This is a genomic window from Nocardioides thalensis (assembly GCF_013410655.1).
Classification (GTDB): Bacteria; Actinomycetota; Actinomycetes; order Propionibacteriales; family Nocardioidaceae; genus Nocardioides; species Nocardioides thalensis.
Map to the genome: position 1 here is coordinate 1340250 of NZ_JACCFP010000001.1, position 15576 is coordinate 1355825.

Here is a 15576-nt window from a genome sequence, read left to right on the forward strand (position 1 = left end):
GGCGGGGCCGTCAGCGCTCCGCCACCTCCGGTGTCCCGGATCCTGAGACGAGACGGCTGTGCGTGCGGCCGTAGACGGCGTAGACGAGCAGGCCGATGCCCATCCAGACGAGGAACCGCACCCAGGTCTCGCCGATGAGGTTGAGCATCAGGTAGCCGCACATCAGGACCGACAGGGTCGCGACGACGCCGACGGCGGGCGTGCGGAACGCGCGGGGCAGGTCGGGCCGGGTGCGGCGCAGGACGAGCACCCCGATCGAGACGAGCGCGAAGGCGAACAGGGTGCCGATGCTGACCAGGTCGCCCAGAGTCGCGAAGTCGACGAAGCCCGAGAGCAGCGCGACGCCGATGCCGGTCACCGCCGTGACGCGGTACGGCGTGCCGTGCCGCGGGTGGACCTTGGCGAGCCACTGGGGGAGCAGCCCGTCGCGAGCCATCGCGAACGTGACCCGGGTCTGGCCGAGCATCAGGATCAGGACGACCACGGTCAGGCCGATCGTGGCGCCGATCGCGATCACGTCGGCGATCCAGGTGATGCCGACGGCGTCGAACGCGGTCGCCAGCGGAGCCGCGTCCTCGGGGTCGATGTCGGTGTAGCTCTGCATGCCGGTGACCACGAGGCTGACCGCGATGTAGAGCACCGTCACGATCGCGAGCGAGCCGAGGATGCCGATCGGCACGTTGCGCTGCGGGTTCCTCGTCTCCTCGGCGGTGGTGGCGACCACGTCGAAGCCGATGAACGCGAAGAACACGATCGAGGCCCCCGCGATGACCCCGGCCACGCCGTACGTCGCGGGCTCCCAGCCGAACAGCGTCGAGACCAGCGGCGTCTTCCAGAACGACCCCTCGCTGTCCGGGGTCGGGATGCTGTCCGGGATGAACGGCGTGTAGTTGGAGGCCTTGATGTAGGTGATGCCCAGCACGATCACGAGCCCGACGACGGCGAGCTTGATCGCGACGACGACCTGGTTGACGCGGCTGGACAGCTTGATGCCGCCGGCCAGGACGCCGGCCACAAGGAGCGAGATCAGCACCGCCGGGAGGTCGACCGCACCGTCGGCGGCCGACCCGATCGCTGCGGGCACCTCCAACGGCGTGCCGGCGAGGACGTTCTGGAGATACCCGGAGAAGCCGGTCGCCAGCGCTGCCGCGCCAACGGTGAACTCCAGCATCAGGTCCCACCCGATGATCCACGCGACGAGCTCGCCGAACGTCGCGTAGCTGAACGTGTAGGCGCTGCCCGCGACCGGCACCGTCGAGGCGAACTCGGCGTAGCAGAGAGCCGCCAGCGCGCACGCCAGGCCCGCGATGGCGAAGGAGATCGCGATCGCCGGTCCGGCGTTCGTCGCCGCGACGCTGCCCGTGTAGACGAAGATGCCGGCGCCGATGATCACCCCCACGCCGAACACGGTGAGGTCGAGGGCACCGAGGTTGCGCTTGAGCCGGTGGTCCGGCTCGTCGGTCTCGGCGATCGACTGCTCGACCGTCTTCGTGCGGAGCAGGCTGTGGCGGGGCTTCATGCCGTCACCGGTACCCCGAGGTCCTCTGGTCACGGCACCCATCTTGGGGCATGGCTCGCGACATGGCCCGAACGGACCACCCGGACGGGGCCGATCGGTCGGACCTCGCGCAGACGGGTTCCCGTGACGGCGAGGTCCACCTAACCTCGGAAGGTCCCGGCTCCCGGCCGCGGCGCGACCGGGGAGGGTGGATGGAGCAAGGACACGACGCCTCCCGTAGCGACGGCCACGATCAGCGGCTCCGGCTGATCGTCGAGGCCGCGCCCAACGCGATGATCATGGTCAATGACCGCGGCCGGATCGTCCTGGTGAACTCCGAGGCGGAGCGGTCGTTCGGCTACGCCCGCGAGGAGCTGCTCGCGCTCCACGTCGAGGACCTGGTTCCGCACCGGTTCCGCCACGCGCACCAGGCCTACCGCGACGGGTTCTTCGCGACGCCCGACCGGCGGGGGATGGGCGTGGGCCGCGAGCTCTACGGGCTGCGGCGCGACGGCTCCGAGATGCCGATCGAGATCGGGCTCAACCCGATCGAGCTCGACGGCCGCCACTTCGTGCTCGCGTCGGTCATCGACATCACCGAGCGGCTCAGGGGCCAGGCGGCCGCCGACGCCGAGCGCGAGGACCAGCTGCGCCGGTCAATCCTCGACTCGATCCCGTTCAGCATCATCGCGACCGACCCGGAGGGCACGATCGTCGCCGCCAACCCGGCGGCCGAGCAGCTCCTGGGCTACCGCCGCGACGAGCTCGTGGGCGCCGCGGTCGCCGAGATCGACGGGGAGCCGCGCAAGAGCATCGCCGGCCTCCACGCCGCCGTCGGCAGCATGGTCGGCAGCACGGAGGAGAGCGAGTGGACCTACCGCCGCAAGGACGGTGGGCGGGTGCCGGTCAGCGAGGCGATCGTGCCGCTGCCCGGCGACGGCGACGAGCACGCGGGCTTCCTCGTGGTCTCCTACGACATCACCCGCCGGATCGAGGCCCGCGCGCGGGCCGAGTTCCTCGCCGGCCACGACGCGTTGACCAACCTTCCGAACCGGTTCCTCCTCACCCGCCACCTCGACGACGTGATCGCCGCGGCCGAGCGCGGCGGTCCTGGATTCGCCCTGCTGCTCCTCGACCTCGACCACTTCAAGCGGGTCAACGACTCGCTCGGCCACCTCATCGGCGACGAGCTGCTCCTCCACGTGGCCGCCCGCCTGCAGGCGTGGGCAGGCCCGGGTGACCTGGTCTCGCGACTGGGCGGCGACGAGTTCGTGATCGTCCTCGGGCGCACCGACCGGCGGTCCGCACTGGCCGCCAGGATCGCCTCGCTCGTCGATGCCGTGCTCGCTCCGGTCAGCGTCCAGGGCTACGAGCTCGCGGTGACCGGCAGCATCGGCGCCGCCGTCTACCCGTTGCACGGGGGCGACCCCACCACCCTCCTCAAGCACGCGGACATCGCGATGTACCAGGCCAAGGCCTCGGGGCGCGACAACGCGCAGTGGTTCGAGACCCGGATGGTGGAGGACACCAACGACCGGATCGCGCTCTCGGCGGCGCTGCGCCAGGCGCTCGGCCGGGGCGAGGTCTCCGTCGTCTACCAGCCCCAGGTCGACCTGGAGTCCGGTGAGGTCGTCGGCTTCGAGGCGCTCGCCCGCTGGACCAGCCCGGAGCACGGGTCGGTGGCGCCCGACCTCTTCATCCCCGTCGCGGAGGACGGCGGGATGATCATCCAGCTCGGCGAGTGGGTCCTGCGGACGGCGTGCGCCGACGTCGCGGCGCTCAGCGCCGCAGTCGGTCGGCCGCTGCGGCTGGCCGTCAATGTCTCGCCGCGCCAGCTCCGCGGCAAGCAGTGGCTCGACTCGGTCACCGCGGCGCTCCGCGACTCCGGCCTCGACCCGGCCAGCCTCGAGGTCGAGATCACCGAGGGCCTCCTGATCGCCGACGTCGGCGACGCGGTCGCGATCCTCTCCGCCGTGCGCGAGCTCGGGGTCAGCGTCGTGGTCGACGACTTCGGGCAGGGCTACTCGAGCCTCGCGTACCTCACCCGGTTCCCCATCGACAAGATCAAGATCGACAGGTCGTTCGTCGAGGAGATCACCGACGACGGTGACCGGGCCGCCATCGTCGACGCGATCATCGTCATGGCTCACGCGCTGGGGATGAAGGTGCTCGCCGAGGGCGTCGAGACCGCCGAGCAGGAGAGCTACCTGACCGCTCGCGGCTGCGACGAGGTCCAGGGCTTCCGCTACGGCCGAGGCATGCCGAAGGACCAGGTGCTGACGGCGCTCCCTAGGATTGCCCCATGCCCGAGCCCATCTCACGTGACGACGTCGCCCACCTGGCCGACCTCGCCCGGATCGACCTCGACGACGCCGAGCTCGACCACCTCGCACCGCAGCTCGCGGTGATCCTCGAGTCGGTCGCCTCGATCCAGGGCGTGGCCGACGACGACGTGCCGCCGACGTCGCACCCGGTCCCGCTCACCAACGTCTTCCGCGAGGACGTCGTCGTGCCTGGGCTGACCGCCGAGCAGGCGCTCGCGGGCGCGCCCGCCAGCGACGAGCAGCGGTTCTCGGTGCCGCGGATCCTGGGGGACGAGCAGTGAGCCTCCTCATCAAGATGACGGCGGCCGAGCAGGCCGAGTCCCTCGCCGCTGGCGAGACCACGTCCGTGGAGCTGACCCAGGCCCACCTCGACCGCATCGCGGCGGTCGACGGCACGGCCGAGAGTGGAGTCCACGCGTTCCTCCACGTCGACGCCGAGGGCGCGCTCGAGCAGGCTGCCGCGTCCGACGCGCGCCGCGCCGCCGGCTCGCCCGCGCACGCGCTCGACGGCGTGCCGATCGCCGTCAAGGACGTGCTCGCCACCAGCGGCCTGCCCACCACCTGCGGCTCCAAGATCCTCGAGGGCTGGGTGCCGCCGTACGACGCGACGGTGGTGCGGCGGCTGAAGGAGGCGGGCCTCCCGATCCTCGGCAAGACCAACATGGACGAGTTCGCGATGGGATCCTCCACCGAGCACTCCGCCTACGGCCCGACCCGCAACCCGTGGGACCTCGGCCGGATCCCCGGCGGCTCCGGCGGCGGGTCGGCGGCCGCGGTCGCGGCGTACGAGGCCCCCCTCGCGATCGGCACCGACACGGGCGGCTCGATCCGCCAGCCGGGCGCGGTCACCGGCACGGTCGGCGTGAAGCCGACGTACGGCGGGGTGTCGCGCTACGGACTCGTGGCGCTGGCCAACTCGCTCGACCAGGCGGGCCCGGTGACCCGCACCGTGCTCGACGCGGCGCTGCTGCACGAGCTGATCGGCGGCCACGACCCGCTCGACTCGACGTCCGTCGACCAGCCGGTCCCGGCTCTCGTCGCGGCCGCGCGGGAGGGCGCGTCGGGTGACCTGACCGGCCTCAAGGTGGGCGTGATCGCCGAGCTGTCCGGTGACGGCTGGCAGCCCGGCGTGATGACCCGCTTCCAGGAGTCGGTCGACCTGCTGGTCAAGGCCGGCGCCGAGGTCGTCGAGGTCTCGTGCCCGACCTTCGTGCACGCGCTCGCGGCGTACTACCTCATCCTGCCGGCCGAGGCGTCGAGCAACCTCGCGAAGTTCGACGCCATGCGCTACGGCCTGCGCGTCGTGCCCGAGGGCGACCCGAGCGCCGAGGAGGTCATGAAGGCCACCCGCGACGCCGGGTTCGGCGACGAGGTCAAGCGCCGCATCATCCTCGGCACCTACGCGCTGTCGAGCGGCTACTACGACGCCTACTACGGGCAGGCGCAGAAGGTGCGCACGCTGATCTCGCGCGACTTCGCGGCGGCGTACGAGCAGGTCGACGTGCTGGTCTCGCCCACGGCGCCGACCACGGCGTTCGAGCTGGGCGAGAAGCTCGACGACCCGCTGGCGATGTACCTCAACGACCTCGCGACCATCCCGGCCAACCTCGCTGGTGTGCCCGGCATCTCGGTGCCCGCGGGCCTCGCCGACGAGGACGGGCTGCCGGTGGGCGTCCAGGTCCTCGCGCCGGCGCTGGCCGACGACCGCTGCTACCGGGTCGGCGCGGCGCTGGAGACGATCCTGACCGACAAGTGGGGCGGGCAGCTGCTCGAGCAGGCGCCCGCGCTGGAAGGACTCTCGGCATGACCACCACCTCTGACGTCCTGATCCCGTTCGACGAGGTCGTGGAGGCCTACGACCCGGCCCTCGGGCTCGAGGTCCACGTCGAGCTCAACACCAACACGAAGATGTTCTGCGGCTGCCCGACCGAGTTCGGCGCCGAGCCGAACGCGCAGGTCTGCCCCACCTGCCTCGGCCTGCCCGGGGCGATGCCGGTGGTCAACGGCAAGGCCGTGGAGGCAGCGATCCGGATCGGCCTCGCGCTCAACTGCGACATCGCGGAGTGGTGCCGGTTCGCGCGGAAGAACTACTTCTACCCGGACATGCCGAAGAACTTCCAGACCTCGCAGTACGACGAGCCGATCTGCTTCGACGGGTGGATGGACGTCGACGTCGATGGCGAGACGTTCCGCGTCGAGATCGAGCGCGCCCACATGGAGGAGGACACCGGCAAGTCCACCCACATCGGGGGCGCCACCGGCCGGATCCACGGCGCCAGCCACTCGCTCGTCGACTACAACCGCGCCGGCATCCCACTGATCGAGATCGTCACCCGGCCCATCGTCGGCGCGGGCGAGAAGGCGCCGCTCGTCGCGAGGGCGTACGTCGCACAGCTGCGCGACCTGATCGTCGCACTCGGCGTCTCCGACGCGCGGATGGACCAGGGCTCGATCCGCGCCGACGTGAACCTGTCGCTCGCGCCGAAGGGCTCGGGGGTGCTCGGCACCCGCACCGAGACCAAGAACGTCAACTCGCTGCGGTCGGTCGAGCGCGCGGTGCGCTACGAGATGTCGCGCCACGCCGGCGTGCTCGGAGGCGGCGGCGCCGTGCTCCAGGAGACGCGGCACTGGCACGAGGACACCGGCGTCACCACGTCGGGCCGTGAGAAGTCCGACGCCGAGGACTACCGCTACTTCCCCGAGCCCGACCTGGTCCCTGTCGCGCCCTCGCGGGAGTGGGTCGAGGAGCTCCGCGCGACGCTGCCCGAGAACCCGACGCAGAAGCGGGCCCGCCTCCAGCAAGAGTGGGGCTTCTCCGACCTGGAGATGCGCGACACCGTCGGCGCCGGGGCCCTCGCGCTCGTCGAGGAGACCGTTGCCGCGGGCGCGGCCCCGCAGGCCGCCCGCAAGTGGTGGCTGTCCGAGCTGGCGCGGCGCGCCAACGACGCCGGCGTCGAGCTGGCCGAGGTCGGTGTGACGCCGGCCCAGGTGGCCGAGGTGCAGTCGCTCGTGGACGCGAAGACGATCAACGACAAGCTTGCCCGCCAGGTGTTCGACGGCCTCGTCGCCGGCGAGGGCACCCCGGCCGAGATCGTCGAGAAGCGCGGTCTCGCGGTGGTGTCCGACGACGGCGCGCTCTCGACCGCCGTCGACAACGCCATCGCCGCCAACCCCGACATCGCGCAGAAGATCCGCGACGGCAAGGTGGCCGCCGCCGGGGCGCTCATCGGCGCCGTGATGAAGGAGATGCGCGGCCAGGCCGACGCCGGCCGGGTGCGGGAGCTCGTGCTCGAGAAGCTGAGCTGATGGATCGGGCCAGGATCGCGCTGCTCATCGACGCCGACAACGCGCCGGCCAGCAAGATCGGGCTGATCCTCAACGACCTCGCGACCTACGGCGAGTGCAACATCCGGCGCGCCTACGGGAACTGGACGAAGTCGGGGCTCAAGGGCTGGATCGCCGAGCTGCACGACTCGGCGATCCGCCCCATGCAGCAGTTCGACCTGACGACGCAGAAGAACGCCTCGGACATGGCGCTGGCGATCGATGCGGTCGACCTCCTGCACACGGGACGTCCGGACGCGTTTGCGATCGTCTCGAGCGACTCCGACTTCACGCCGCTCGTCCACTACCTGCGCGAGCACGGCGCTGCCGTCTACGGCTACGGGCGGGAGAAGACGCCGACGCCGTTCCAGAGCGCGTGCACGCGATTCACGGTGCTCGAGCAGCTGGGCGACGAGGAGCTCGAGGACGCGGAGGCGGCGGACGCCGTACCGCCGAAGGGAGCCGCGAAGAAGGCCGCAGCAGGCAAGAAGGCGGCTGCTGGCCGGAAGTCGGGCCGACAGGTGCCCGCCGACAAGCTCCGCTCGGACGGCAAGCTCGTCGGGCTGATCCGCAACGCGATCAGTGCTGCCGCGGGCGAGGACGGATGGGCCCTGGTCAACCAGGTGGGGTCGCAGATCCGCAACCAGTCGTCGCTCGACTGGCGCAACTACGGCTATTCGACCTTGACCAAGCTCCTCGTCGCGATGGACCTCTTCGACCTGCGTGGCGAGGGCACGCCGCAGGTCGCCGTGCGGGATCCGAAGGCGCGTTAGGCCGCCCCGCCTCCCGGACGGCGGACGGATGCGGCAGGTTCCGCCCGCGGGCGGTAGCCTGCCGACGACAAATTCACTTCGCCCGTGGCGGGGGAAGCCGGTCGAATTCCGGCGCTGACCCGCAACCGTAGGCCGCGTCCCTCGGGGCGACGCAGCGAGCCGGAGCGCCTGGCACGGAGCGTCCTGACACAACGCTGTCGCGGAAAGCAGCGGGTGGGCATCGACCTTCCCGGCTGCGTGCAGCGGGAAGGAAAACTGCATGTCCAGCCCCTCGTTCAAGCGGGCGGGAGCCGCGGCCGTCGGCGCCGCGATCCTCGCCGCCGGCCTCACGGCCGTCGCCCCCGCACCTGCCGCCCACGCGGCGACGGATCCCGGCCCGGCGGCTGACGCCGCCGGCTGGCTCGCCGATGAGTTCGCAACGCTGACCAGCGACGAGGCCGGCGAGGCCATCGACTACGGCCTCGCGGTCGCAGCGACCGACGGCCCGGCCGAGGTCCTGACCTCGCTGACCAACGGACTCAACGGCGTCCTGGCGGACTTCCTGCCGCCGGCGGACCCGGCGCCGTCGCAGTGGACTGCCATCAATGTCGCAATGGCGGCGGACTACTACGCCACGGTCGATGCGATCCCGCCGGCGGAGACCGACCTCTTCAACCGCTTCGCCGGGATGGTCGACGACACGACCGGGCAGTTCGGGCCCTCGGCGTGGCCCTACAGCCAGGCCTATGCAGTGAACGCGCTCCGGAACCGGAACAGCGCGGAACTGGAGGAGGCTCGGGACTTCCTGCTCGAGGCACAGTGCGAGAACGGGGCGTGGGGCTTCGACACCTCGTGTGCCGCCGGCACCCTCGACATCGACGGCACGGCGCTCGCCGTGCTCGCGCTCCTTCCCGACGCCGAGCTCGCGGCTGTCGGCCCGGCCGTCGAGAGCGCGATTGCGTGGATGAAGACGCAGCAGCGGGCGGACGGCGGCTTCGGCAACTGGGGCGTCAACACCGGTGGCACGACGAGCAGCGGCCCCAGCTCGGGGCTCGCCGGCTGGGCGCTCGGCGCCGCGGGGGAGACGGCGATCGCGGGCGAGGCCGCGGTGTGGATCCGCAACCACCAGGCCGCGGCCGTCACCGGCTGCGCGACGCTGCTCGACGCCGAGTCCGGCGCGGTGGCCTTCGACGGCGACGGCTACGACGAGGGCACCACTGAGGGCATCGGGGACGCCGTTCGGGGCAGCTGGCTGAACAGCACCGCCCAGGCCTACGGGGCGCTCACGTTCCTGCCGGAACACACCGACCACCTCGGCCTCGGCGTCCCGCTGTACCTCGACGGTGGCAGCACGCACCGGTTCGTGGTGAGCGGGCTCCGCGAGGGCGAGCGTGCCTGCTTCAAGATCGGCAAGAAGCGCACCTGGGTGCGCGGCAACGCCCATGGCAAGGCGACGGTCAACGCGCAGGTCCCGGACCGCACCGGCTTCATCGGTGTCACGGCGGCGACCGCTGACGACGGTGCTGGTGGGGAGACCGCGGTCCTGGCGGCGAAGCGGGTGCCGTTCGACCTCAAGGACCGGGTCCGCCGCGGCGGCAAGCAGGTGGTGGAGGTGCGCGGGCTGCACTCCGGTGAGCGCGTCGTGGTCCGTTACGACGGCGCGAAGGTCGCCGGCGGCAAGGCGGCGACCGACGGCACCTTCCGGGCGTCGTTCCCGGTGGGCCGGAAGGCGGGCGCGCACAAGGTCAAGGTCGTCGGCCAGTTCGCCGACCGCACCGCGACCCAGTCCTTCCTGGTGGGGTGATCGACGTGCTGCGCAGGATTCTCGGGCCGGTCGCAGCGGCCACACTGGCCGCCGCGACCGGTGTCCTGCTCGTCCCCGCGGGTACGGCGGCCGCCGTACCCGCGCGGGCCGCGGCGATGTGCTCATCGACGACCGGCGTCACCGCGGTGGTCGACTTCAACGGCCTGGGCGGCAACCAGGCGACCGCGGGATGCGACCCCGACGGCGGCGGACGGCCGGCGAGCGAGGTGTTCGGCGACGCCGGCTACTCGATCTCCTACAGCCAGGCCGACGGCATGAACGGGTTCGTCTGCAAGGTCCAGGGCCAGCCCACCGACGGCGACTGCACCGACACCAACTCCTTCTGGAGCCTGTGGTGGTCCGACGGAACATCGGGCAAGTGGGTCTTCTCCAACCAGGGCGTCAACACCCTCGACGTGCCCGACGGTGGCTCGGTCGCGTTCTCGTGGCACGAGGGCGGCGGCCAGGCCCAGCCGCCCGGCGCCGCGCCGGCAGTCCACCAGGAGCCCGAGCCGAGCGAGGACCCCGACGACAACGGCGACGGCGGCTCCGGAGGTGACGGCGGCTCCGGCGGCGACCGGGGACCCCGCGGTGACGGCGGCGGCGACCAGGAGGGCGACGGCGACGCGCCGACCGAGACCGACGACCCCTCCGAGACCCCCGGCGCGAGCCCGACCGGCGACGCCGCCGGCGGGAAGCGCGACGGCAAGCCCGGCAAGGCGGACCGCAAGCGGGGCCGGGACAAGCAGACAGACGGCGCGGCGGCATCGCCGACCGACCCGAGCACACCGACGACCGACGTCGGCGAGCTGGTCGAGGGACCGCCCCCGGAGGCGACGGCCGACGAGGAGGGCTCGTCACTCCCGACGTGGATCGCGATCGGGCTGGCCGTGCTCGTGATCGGAGCCGCTGCCGCCGTACCGCTGATCCGGCGAAGGGCCGGCTGAGCAGCAGCGATGAGGAGACCGTGAGGATCCCGCGCGACCTCCACCCCGGCGCGTGGTGGTGCTGGGCCATCGGCCTCGCGGCCGGTGCGTCCAGCACGACCAACCCGCTGGTGCTGTCGCTGCTGATCGCGGTGGCCGCGGTGTGCGTCTACGCGTGCCGCGGCGACCAGCCGTGGTCCCGGTCCTTCCGGCTCTACCTGTGGCTGGCCGCGGTGGTCCTCGTCGTCCGGGTGCTGTTCCGGATCCTGCTCGGCGGCAACGACGCCGGGCACGTCCTGTTCACGATGCCGGAGATCCCGCTGCCCGACTGGGCGGCGGGGATCTCGCTGCTGGGACCGTTCAGCCGCGAGGAGCTGCTGGCCGCGATCTACGAGGGTCTTCGGCTGGGTGCGCTTCTGCTCGCGGTCGGCGCCGCCAACGCCCTGGCGAACCCCAAGCGGCTGATGAAGTCGCTGCCGCCCGCGCTCTACGAGATCGGCACCGCGATGGTCGTCGCGATCACGGTGCTCCCGCAGCTCGCCGACAGCGCCCGTCGCGTGCGGGCCGCGCAGCAGCTGCGCGGCGGCCCGGGCGGGCGGTTCGCGCGGGTGCGCGGGCTGCGGCGGCTGCTGGTGCCGGTGCTGGAGGACGCGCTCGAGCGGTCGATGGCGCTCGCAGCGGGCATGGACACCCGCGGCTACGGCCGGACGGGTGACGTCAGCCGCGCGCAGCGACGGGGGACCGGCGCGCTGATGGTCGCGGGCCTTCTCGGCATCTGCGTCGGCACCTACGCCTTCCTCGACTCCAGCGCGCCGCGGCTCCTGGCCGGGCCGATGCTCGCGCTCGGGTCGCTGCTCGCGGTGCTCGGGTTCGTGGTCGCGGGCCGGCGGGTGCGCCGTACCCGCTATCGAGCGGATCGCTGGCGGCTCCCCGAGGTCGTCGTTGCGATCTCCGGCGTGCTCGTCGGGGTCGGGCTGTGGGCCGTGCAGCGGTGGGAGTACGCCGTCGCGCACCCCGGCGTGCAGGACGTGCCCGAGGTGAGCCTGCTCGCCGTCGCCTCCGTGCTCTGCGGTGTGGTGCCGGTCTGGGTGGCCCCGCCGCCGTTGACCGTGCGGAGCCGCGAGCGGCTGGTGGTGGCCGCGTGAGCCCGCTGCTGGAGCTGCGCTCCGTCACGTTCGAGTACGGCGCCGGGCCCGATGCGCGGCGGGTCCTCGACGTGGTGGACCTGGCCGTCGACCCCGGCGAGCTCGTGGTCCTCGCCGGGCCGACCGGCGTCGGCAAGTCGACGCTGCTCGGTGTGGTCGCGGGACTGGTGCCGGCGTTCAGCGGCGGCACGCTCCGCGGCGAGGTGCTGATCGACGGCAGCTCCGTGATCGACCAGCCGGCGCGGGACCGTGCACACACCGTGGGCTACGTCGGTCAGAACCCGGCAGCGTGGTTCGTCACCGACACGGCCGAAGAGGAGCTCGCCTTCGGGATGGAGCAGCTGGGGCTGCCGCCCGCGACGATGCGCCGGCGCGTGGAGGAGACGCTGGACCTGCTCGGCATCGCCGACCTGCGGCACCGCGACCTGCGGACCCTCTCCGGAGGCCAGCAACAGCGGGTCGCGATCGGTGCCGTGCTCACGACGCACCCCCGTCTGCTCGTGCTCGACGAGCCGACGTCGGCGCTCGACCCGACCGCCGCCGAGGACGTGCTCGCGACGATCACCCGGCTCGTCCACGACCTCGACGTGAGCGTGCTGCTGGCCGAGCACCGCCTTGAGCGGGTGGTGCCGTTCGCCGACCGGATGGCGCTGCTGGAGGCCGGCGGGAAGCTGCGGGTCGGCGAGCCGGCGACGGTGCTCGCTGACGCGCCGATCGCGCCGCCGATCGTGGAGCTGGGGAGGGTGGCGGGGTGGGAGCCGCTGCCTCTGACGGTGAGGGAGGCTCGGCGGTGGGCGCGGGGGTGGGAGCTGGAGACGCCGACGCCGGCGGAGTCGGCGAGTCCCGGGGTGACTTCCCGGCTTGCTCGCTCCGCCGCGCTACGGCGCTCTGGGGTTGCGGTTGACGCGGGTAGGGGCGCCGGCGCGTCGTCGCGAAATCGCCGGGAAGTCACCCCGCGCCTCGCCGACTCCGCCGGTGCCCACGTCGGGCCTGTGGTCGAGGCGCGCGGGGTGGTGGTGATGCATGGGCGGGTGCCTGCGCTGCGGGAGGTGGACGTGGCGTTGGAGGCGGGGACGGTGACGGCGCTGATGGGGCGCAACGGGTCGGGGAAGTCGACGCTGTTGTGGACGCTCCAGGGGCGGCTGGGCGCCACGTCGGGCGTGGTGCGCGTGGACGGGTCCGACCCGCACGCGGCGCGGCCGGAGGAGCGGCGGCGCCGTACGGGGATGGTGCCGCAGAGCCCGGCCGACCTGCTCTACCTCGAGACCGTGGCCGAGGAGTGCGAGGCGGCGGACGCGTCGACCGGCGCGGACGCCGGCACGTGTGCGGGACTGCTCAAGCGGCTCGCGCCCGGCATCGAACCGGACACCCACCCGCGCGACCTGTCGGAGGGACAGCGGCTCGCCCTGGCGGTGTCGATCGTGCTCACCGCGCGGCCGCCCGTGCTGCTGCTCGACGAGCCGACGCGCGGCCTGGACTACACCGCGAAGGCCGCGCTGGCCGACATCCTGCGTGACCTGGCGACCGACCCGGAGGGGGAGCGCGCGGTGCTCGTCGCCACCCACGACGTCGAGTTCGTCGCCCACGTGGCCGACCGCGTCGTCGTACTCGCCGAGGGTGAGGTCGTCTCGGCCGGGCCGGTGCGCGAGGTGGTGGCGGAGTCACCGGCGTTCGCGCCGCAGGTGACGAAGGTGCTCGGCGCGCCGTGGCTCCACGTCGACGAGGTCGCGGCGGCGCTCGCCGACCGTGACGGCTCGGAGTGCCAACCGTGACGGTTCGTGCGACCAACCCTGCCGGTTCGGCGGGCGGGCAGGTGGCGGTGGCGGTGGGGCTGCGGTCGACGGTGGTGCTGGCGCTCGCGTCGGTGATCGGGCTGATCATGCTCGGGTGGCCGCTGGTGCTCGAGCCGGGGAGCGGGGACCGGGTGGACCCGCCGTTCCTGTTCCTGGCGCTGCTGCCGGTCATCCTCGCGGTGGTGCTCGCCGAGCTCAGCGAGGGCGGCATGGACGCGCGGGTGCTGGCGATCCTCGGCGTGCTCAGCGCGATCAACGCCGTGCTGCGCGGCGTCAGCGCGGGCACCAGCGGGATCGAGCTCGTGTTCTTCCTGCTGATCCTCGGCGGCCGGGTGTTCGGGCCGGGGTTCGGCTTCGTGCTCGGCTGCACGTCGCTCTTCGCCTCGGCGCTGCTCACGGCCGGCGTCGGGCCGTGGCTGCCGTTCCAGATGCTCGTCGCCGGCTGGGTCGGCATGGGTGCGGGGCTCCTACCGCGTCGGGTCGGCGGCCGCGCCGAGATCGTCCTGCTGGTCGTGTACGGCGTGCTCGCGGCCTACGTCTACGGCCTGCTCATGAACCTGTGGGGCTGGCCCTTCATCGTCGGCATCCAGGTGCCCGGACAGGACTCCACCGAGCTGTCCTACGTGCCCGGCGCCCCGCTGCTCGAGAACCTGCACCGGTTCCTGCTCTACACGCTCCTGACGTCGACCGGCGGGTGGGACACCGGCCGGGCGATCACCAACGCGCTGGCCATCGCGCTCCTCGGTCCGGCGGTGCTGACGACGCTCCGGCGTTCCGCCAGGCGGGCCCGTGTCGAGCGCACCTGACGTCGAGCGGTACGGTGCGGCGACAAATCAATCACGCCCGTGGTGGGAGAAGCCGGTCCAAGTCCGGCGCTGACCCGCAACCGTAGGCCGTCCTCCCGAGGGAGAGCGGCGAGCCGGACCGCCTGCCGCGGGCGTCCTGAACCAGACGCTGTCGCGGAAAGCAGCGGGTGGGGCACCCGACCGGGTTCGCCGTTCCCGCTGAGCAGCGGGAAGGAAACCATGTCCACGCATTCGCATCGCCGGGCCGGCACCGCCGCCCTCGCGTCCCTGCTCCTCGCGGGGGTCCTGTCGGCCTGCGGTCAGGAGTCGGAGGCCGACGCCGGGGACGGCGCCTCGTCCGCCGGGGACGACGCGTTCCCGGTCTCCGTCCTCTCGGGCACCGAGGCGGACGGCGAGGAGATCACCATCGAGGAGCAGCCCGACTCGATCGTCTCCCTCAGCCCCACCGCGACGGAGATGCTGTGGGAGCTCGGCGCGGGCGACCAGGTCGTCGCGGTCGACGACCAGTCCGACTACCCGGAGGGCGTGCCGGTCACGAAGCTGTCCGGCTACGAGCCCAACGTCGAGGCGATCCTCGGCTACGAGCCGGACCTGGTGGTCACGTCGGGCGACTCCGGTGACCTCGTCGCGGGCCTCGAGCGGGTCAGCGTGCCGACGCTGGTGCTGCCCGCGGCCACCACGCTCGACGAGATGTACGGCCAGTTCGAGCGGCTCGGCGCCGCCACCGGTCACCCCGACGAGGCGGACGAGCTGACCACTGAGGTGAAGGAGGGCCTGGAGGCGGCGGTCGCGGACGCGCCCGACGCGGCCGGGACTACCTACTACCACGAGCTCGACCCCAGCCTCTACAGCGTCACCAGCGACACGTTCATCGGCCAGATCTACGGCCTGTTCGGCCTCGAGAGCATCGGCGACGAGGCGAAGGGCGGCGACGACTACCCGCAGCTCTCCGAGGAGTTCGTCGTGTCCGAGGACCCCGACCTCATCTTCCTCGCCGACAGCGAGTGCTGCGGCGTGACGCCCGAGCAGGTCGCCGACCGGGGCGGCTGGGACTCGATGGAGGCCGTCGAGGAGGACCGGATCTTCCCGGTCAACGAGGACGTGGCCAGCCGCTGGGGACCGCGCGTGGTCGAGTTCGCCGAGTCGATCGCCGCGACGCTCGCCGAGCAGCCGGCCGACGCGGGCTGAGCGGACGGGAGTCGGA

The 15576-nt window shown here is 72.5% G+C and carries 12 protein-coding genes and 1 riboswitch; of the genes, 11 read left to right on the top strand and 1 reads right to left on the bottom strand.

Going from position 1 to position 15576, the window contains the following annotated elements; translation table 11 throughout:
• Positions 1-10: 10 nt before the first annotated feature.
• A complete protein-coding gene (locus tag HNR19_RS06645) occupies positions 11-1519 on the bottom strand; it encodes an amino acid permease (protein ID WP_179667179.1) in 1509 nt (502 codons plus the stop codon).
• A gap of 191 nt (positions 1520-1710) precedes the next feature.
• Here HNR19_RS06645 and HNR19_RS06650 point away from each other — a divergent pair, with 191 nt between their 5' ends.
• From HNR19_RS06650 to HNR19_RS06700, 11 genes are all read left to right on the top strand, one after another.
• Complete coding sequence (locus HNR19_RS06650) at positions 1711-3906, top strand: putative bifunctional diguanylate cyclase/phosphodiesterase (RefSeq protein ID WP_179667180.1); 2196 nt, start codon at positions 1711-1713, stop codon at positions 3904-3906.
• Positions 3801-4103, top strand: coding sequence for an Asp-tRNA(Asn)/Glu-tRNA(Gln) amidotransferase subunit GatC (gene gatC, locus HNR19_RS06655; protein ID WP_179667181.1), 303 nt, complete (start codon positions 3801-3803; stop codon positions 4101-4103). Before HNR19_RS06650 ends, gatC begins: the two co-directional genes overlap by 106 nt.
• Positions 4104-4117: 14 nt before the next feature.
• On the top strand, positions 4118-5629 hold the full coding sequence (gene gatA / locus HNR19_RS06660; RefSeq protein WP_218910487.1) for an Asp-tRNA(Asn)/Glu-tRNA(Gln) amidotransferase subunit GatA: 1512 nt from the start codon (positions 4118-4120) through the stop codon (positions 5627-5629).
• The gene (gatB, locus tag HNR19_RS06665; protein WP_179667183.1) at positions 5626-7128 is read left to right on the top strand and encodes an Asp-tRNA(Asn)/Glu-tRNA(Gln) amidotransferase subunit GatB; all 1503 of its coding nucleotides are present in this window, start codon (positions 5626-5628) and stop codon (positions 7126-7128) included. The genes gatA and gatB overlap by 4 nt, the downstream gene beginning before the upstream one ends.
• Positions 7128-7919 (top strand): NYN domain-containing protein, encoded by a 792-nt coding sequence (locus HNR19_RS06670; RefSeq protein ID WP_179667184.1) that lies wholly within the window; start codon positions 7128-7130, stop codon positions 7917-7919. Before gatB ends, HNR19_RS06670 begins: the two co-directional genes overlap by 1 nt.
• A 259-nt stretch (positions 7920-8178) precedes the next feature.
• A complete protein-coding gene (locus HNR19_RS06675) occupies positions 8179-9702 on the top strand; it encodes a prenyltransferase/squalene oxidase repeat-containing protein (protein WP_179667185.1) in 1524 nt (507 codons plus the stop codon).
• Positions 9699-10649 (top strand): hypothetical protein, encoded by a 951-nt coding sequence (locus HNR19_RS06680; protein WP_179667186.1) that lies wholly within the window; start codon positions 9699-9701, stop codon positions 10647-10649. Before HNR19_RS06675 ends, HNR19_RS06680 begins: the two co-directional genes overlap by 4 nt.
• A 20-nt stretch (positions 10650-10669) precedes the next feature.
• Complete coding sequence (locus HNR19_RS06685) at positions 10670-11773, top strand: energy-coupling factor transporter transmembrane component T (RefSeq protein ID WP_343047084.1); 1104 nt, start codon at positions 10670-10672, stop codon at positions 11771-11773.
• A gap of 5 nt (positions 11774-11778) precedes the next feature.
• The gene (locus HNR19_RS06690) at positions 11779-13545 is read left to right on the top strand and encodes an ABC transporter ATP-binding protein (RefSeq protein ID WP_179670139.1); all 1767 of its coding nucleotides are present in this window, start codon (positions 11779-11781) and stop codon (positions 13543-13545) included.
• Complete coding sequence (locus tag HNR19_RS06695) at positions 13533-14372, top strand: ECF transporter S component (protein WP_425490648.1); 840 nt, start codon at positions 13533-13535, stop codon at positions 14370-14372. The genes HNR19_RS06690 and HNR19_RS06695 overlap by 13 nt, the downstream gene beginning before the upstream one ends.
• Before the next feature lie 23 nt (positions 14373-14395).
• Positions 14396-14516: riboswitch (cobalamin riboswitch) on the top strand.
• Positions 14517-14591: 75 nt separating this feature from the next.
• Positions 14592-15560: an ABC transporter substrate-binding protein gene (locus tag HNR19_RS06700; RefSeq protein ID WP_179667187.1), complete on the top strand. Its 969-nt coding sequence runs from the start codon at positions 14592-14594 to the stop codon at positions 15558-15560.
• Positions 15561-15576 lie beyond the last annotated feature (16 nt).